The sequence below is a fragment of the Microbacterium sp. 71-23 genome (assembly GCF_001897265.1).
Classification (GTDB): Bacteria; Actinomycetota; Actinomycetes; order Actinomycetales; family Microbacteriaceae; genus Microbacterium; species Microbacterium ginsengisoli.
In genome coordinates this window covers 277-5087 of the sequence record NZ_MKSL01000009.1, presented here as the reverse complement: position 1 = coordinate 5087, position 4811 = coordinate 277, and the positions used below count along the sequence as shown (strand labels likewise).

General features: G+C 59.2%; 4 protein-coding genes. 1 reads left to right on the top strand and 3 read right to left on the bottom strand.

Features of this window, described 5'->3' with window-relative positions:
- Positions 1–308: 308 nt before the first annotated feature.
- Positions 309–665 carry a hypothetical protein gene (locus BGO15_RS02435; protein ID WP_286747009.1) on the bottom strand — a complete coding sequence of 119 codons (357 nt, stop codon included), beginning with the start codon at positions 663–665 and terminating at the stop codon, positions 309–311.
- Between the two features lie 364 nt (positions 666–1029).
- Here BGO15_RS02435 and BGO15_RS02430 point away from each other — a divergent pair, with 364 nt between their 5' ends.
- Positions 1030–1713, top strand: a complete 684-nt coding sequence (locus BGO15_RS02430) for a hypothetical protein (RefSeq protein WP_286747008.1) — start codon at positions 1030–1032, stop codon at positions 1711–1713.
- Between the two features lie 62 nt (positions 1714–1775).
- Here BGO15_RS02430 and BGO15_RS02425 read toward each other — a convergent pair whose 3' ends face one another.
- Both BGO15_RS02425 and BGO15_RS02420 read right to left on the bottom strand, forming a co-directional pair.
- Positions 1776–2261, bottom strand: a complete 486-nt coding sequence (locus tag BGO15_RS02425; protein WP_286747007.1) for a hypothetical protein — start codon at positions 2259–2261, stop codon at positions 1776–1778.
- A 2186-nt stretch (positions 2262–4447) separates the two neighbouring features.
- The coding region (locus BGO15_RS02420; RefSeq protein WP_286747006.1) for a hypothetical protein at positions 4448–4811 on the bottom strand (364 nt) is incomplete at its 5' end.

Sequence of the window (4811 nt, the reverse complement as noted above, 5' to 3'; positions counted from 1 at the left end):
CTTCCGCCCAGCCGGCAAGTAAACTGCCATAACAGGCTAGCCTTCCAAGAACCATTTGGACTTTGCTGTTCTTCTCTTCGTGTTTGGGTTGGTGGTTGTTGTATGGCTTCTCGTTCTCTCTGGCCGCACGCTCCTGGCTCGCGGCAATGGGTCCATATGACCCCCGGAGCTGCGGGCGGGATAGTCAAAACAGTAGAACAGAGGGGTGGCCGCAAGCGCCAGCGCCAGCCCTCGACATCACCACCAGCCAAGCGCCACCGCTCCCCTGCGACGTTGAGCGAGCCGATATCGCGCGTCATCGTAGACCTTCATACGCCGCTCTCTCCTGCCGTATGCGACAGCGCACCAACACCACAATCACCGCAATCGCCACAAAGAACACGAGCCGTATCGCCACCTGTGGCGAGGGTGTGGGTGAGCGAGTCAACCCTTCCTGTGGATATCGAATCGCTACCGCTCTCTCCTGGCGCAAGCGACAGCGCATCAACACCGCAACCACCACCACGAGCCGTCGCGCCAATCGTTCCTTCGAGCGAGTCAACGCTTCCTGTGGATATCGAATCGCTACCGCTCTCTCCTGGCGCAAGCGACAGCGCATCAACACCGCAACCACCACGAGCCGTCGCGCCAAGCGCGACGTTGAGCGAGCCGATATCGCGCGTCATCGTCGACCTTCATACGCCGCTCTCTCGTCAAGCAAGCCACAGGCCGCCGTCTATCCCGTGTGAAAGCGCCTCTCCCGCGCTACCTCGGACTGTCGATGCTGCCCGCGAGCAAGATCCAATCGCGCTGGGCCAACTGCGCAGCCTACTTCAAGGTGACGAAGTAACTCTGGCTGCGGTTGAGCATGCGCTCGGAGCTGAGAGATACCGACTCTTGTTCTCTGGCTTGATGCTCGATGCTTCTCCAAGCACAGCTACCAGCACGACGGTCGACTCTGACTGTCCTCCTCCATCGCTTGAGCGATCGCCGACATCAAGACTTCCGCTCGCCACCACGGATGCGGAAGCAGCAGAGGTGCTTGTGCGCATGGCTACTGATGCTGCACGAATCTCGCTGGCTAGTGCCTCGGAGCTTACCCGCCGCATCGCCTTCTCGGCGATTCTGGCTGGCCTTGGCTACCAGGCATACTCATCGGTGTTCTTGTATGGCTCAGCCCAATACATAACCGATTATGCCTTCCGCAAGCTCCAGCAAGAGGCATGGACCGCCATCGAGAACTTGACGAGGCGAGAGCTGACGTTGAGCGCCGAGAGAGCACGAGATGCGAGACCGAACAGTTCGGTGATTGCCGCGTTCGATGCTCGTTGGTCAGCCCGTCGTGATGCGCACTGTTGTACTGTGGTGTGCTTCAACGTGCTGGATCGTCGCATACTCGACTTTGAGTCGCTCATGCGCTCTGGATCGAGCAAAAACACCACCTGCGAAGCCCGGCAGCTCGAGGCCGAAGGCATTGCGCGTATTTGCGAGCGCCTGAAGGCCGAAGGTGTCACCATCACGGATATGCTTCATGATGGCGACAACTCCGGGCACAAGCAGGTGGTATTCTACTTTGGTAACGTGACGGAGCGAACGTGTCTCAACCACTACATCAAGAATGCTCGGTATGACAGCGCGATCGCATCGTCTCTGCCTTTGATGTACAACGTGATACTGATACCACAATCCCATTCTTGCGTAGAACTCGATTGCAGAGTGTACAGCAGCACGTAAACTACTCCGAGCTGCCAGTGGAAGCCGTGTGCAGGCTGTTGCGCAAGATCTGCAAGTCTGGTTCACTCGAACAAGGCTTGGTCCTCTTGCGCGCGGCACTCGAGCACTTCAACGGCAAACACCACGGATGCGAGCCCACCTGCTCGCGGAAGAGGAAGGCCCTTCCGCCGCAGGTTGTCTCGTTGATCCAGTCGGTGTGCGAGACCGTGTTGCGAGCGCCTGCGCGCTTCCTCCACGGCTTTACCACCAACATGGTCGAGAACTTCAATTCCTCGATCTTGGCCTTCTCGCAGAAGCGAACCTACGAGCCGCGAGCGTATCGCTACAAGATCATGATGGCATTTCTTGCGCAAACCAAGCCAGACTGGAAGCGCATCGTGATGCGCGAAGTCGGGATCGCCTACGCGCCCACCGCCAACGCGAATATCGATGCTGCCCTGCTTGCGCGTCAGCGCCACCGCGACGTTGCCGATAGCTCGTCGCGGTATACGAAAGCTCATCGAATGCGACAACTGAACGAGATCTACAAGCGCCTCAATGCCGACCAAGCGCCCGTCGAGCCAGGTCCTGAGCTCACCACCTACGGCGAACCCCACACCGAACCGCGGCCCGCAACCGCTACACGCTGCTCGTGTAAGACTGGCTGCGGCCGACAGTGTGGGTGCCGAAAGGCTGGAAGGGCGTGCGCGGCTCGGTGCGGCTGTACGGGCTGCAAGAACAACGGTGACCCGGCAAGCGAGCCCAAGAGCCGCACATGTGGCTGCCAGAAGGGATGCGCAGCGAACTCCTGTGCCTGCTTTCGCCTCGGTGAGCGGTGCGGTGCCTCGTGCACTTGTTGTGGCTGCGCCAACTGGCTTGGCCGAGGCGGACGCTCTCCCCTCGCACATCTGGTGCAATTGGATGTACCTACGGCCACGGCATTCGTTTGTATCGACCCTTGCGAAACCGACCCCGTGCTGCGCGACATCTCCGGCGATGGTACCTTTGACCCGCGTCGGATAACCGCCTTCCTTTGTCTCAAAGACTGCTTGTATGACGATGTTTTGGCTGTGTATATACTGCGCTTGCTGAGCTAGCCAGAGACCAATAAACGGCACTGCATACCACTCTCCTTGCCTCGCCAATCCATCCGCCCGCCAGAACGATTGACCAAAAAGGCAACTTTCTTGGCGGCATTCGTAAAACAGTCATAAGCTCACGGGACGCCTTAACGAGCACGAGCAAGTGTTCATGACGTAGTTCGATGGCTGATTATTTGGGTTGTTGTTGTTGTTGTTGTTGGAGTAGATTTTCTGCAAGCAGTTACGATGACTCTCGGCCGAGGCAGCAACGCACGACGCGAGCACCAACAAGCCAACAACGACGACAATTGGGATTCGAGACATTTGTAGCACACGGAAGATCTGAGGGAGTCAAGCACAGTGCGATGCACAGGGCGGAGAGAAGGGCAAAGAATAGGACACGAGCGAAAATGGCTGGCCGACGACTAAGAAATCAGGCTTGCCTGCCTGCCTGCCTGCCTGCCTGCCTGCCACTCCCCACGCGAGTGCCATCGGCTTTGGAATGGCTGTGGTAGCTGGGCAGTGTACCCCCACTTGTTGGTGTTGTGATTCGGTTTGTTGTTGTTGGGCCCTCGGTTGGCGCGTGATGGCATCGCCATTGGTTGTGTGCGACTGTGTCGGCTGCCCGTGTGCCGACGACTGGCAGTGCTCGGGCGTTATCGTGGTCGTTTGGCCGCTGTTTGTGCTGCTGTCGCTCCTCGCCTGCTTGGTGGCTCTCGTCACTTGCGTGATTGGCGCACTATTGGACGTGATCTCTTGTGCATTGTACGTACAATCGCAATCTCCTTATGGCGGTAGGTACCTGATCCCATACCGCTTCAGATTCCCATGCTTGATGAGCTTGTACAATCTACATACGTGCGGCTGCTACATTGTATCTATCGTTCCTCCTCACTACGGTGCAGTCGTCAACACGCCACTGTTGCGGAGCGAAGCCCGCGAGTTGCAATGCGACACCGAGACGTGGCTCCAACTGTACCTTGCCGACACGAACTTTGTCCGAGGCCCTGAAAAGCCTCTGCCGGCCTCCTACTTTCTATGCTGTCTACGAGCAGACCAATGCCAGTATGCGATCGAGGCGCAGACCGCAGAATCGATCGTCTAAATATATCATATATATGTTCGGGCAGCGCCGCGTGCCATACAAGCACTTCTGGGCGAGGCCAACGCTTCACGAGCTTGCATCGGTAGCATTTTCGTACTCTTAAAGCCTTCAGGCCTAAAGGAAACATGGGCCGATTGCTCTACTGGCTGAAAATATTGCCTCGCAATAGACGGCTACTGGGCGGTCAACCTCACTCCCTCGCCCTGCCTAACCGTGCCACTGGCTGCGTCGTACTCTCCTCGTCTCGTTCGAATTAGGGAGTCCAGCTCTGCGGTGCACACCAGTCGTTGAGCAACCAACCCAACCACCATCCAAGCAAGCGGTCGTTCTTCGGTGGACGTTGCACGAGCCCAAGCAACCCCGCTCCTGCAACACAGCTCCCCTTCCTCTGCCTCTCGCCGACGGTGTCTATGAGTCAGTGCCCGAGGTTCTCGTGAGCGTCGCGCGTTCCCGCGGCTGCCATGGGCGACTCCGCCACCTCGACCTCGACCTCGACCTCGGCGAGCCACTCGAGCCACTCGAATCACTCGAACCACTCGACCTCAACGAGCCACTCGACCTCGACGCGTCACAAGCATGGCGGCGGCGGCGGTGGTGGCGGCGGTGGCGGCGGCGGTGGCGGCGGCAGCGGGCGCCGTCCGCGCAGCTCCTCGGCCAAGGCCACGCAGCAGCCGGCGCTGCTATGCACGCCTCCGCGACCTTCGTCGCCGGTCGTCTCGCCGGTCGTCTCGCCGGTCGTCTCTCCGGTCGTCTCTCCGGTCGTCTCGCCTACCGGCTCGCCTTGCGTGTCGCCGCGCGGCTTCGAAGTCAATGACGCCGCGGTCGCGCCGCCATCGGTAGTCTTTGCCCCGAGAGCCACATCGTCGTCGTCGTCGTCGTCATCGTCGTCCATTGGTGAGTCACAGACGCCGACGGCCTTCATGCGATTGCCG

What these genes read in the sequence shown, in the direction of transcription:
- BGO15_RS02435 (WP_286747009.1), bottom strand. Translation starts at nt 665, where the DNA reads ATGACGCGCGATATCGGCTCGCTCAACGTCGCGCTTGGCGCGACGGCT.
- BGO15_RS02430 (WP_286747008.1), top strand. Translation starts at nt 1,030, where the DNA reads ATGGCTACTGATGCTGCACGAATCTCGCTGGCTAGTGCCTCGGAGCTT.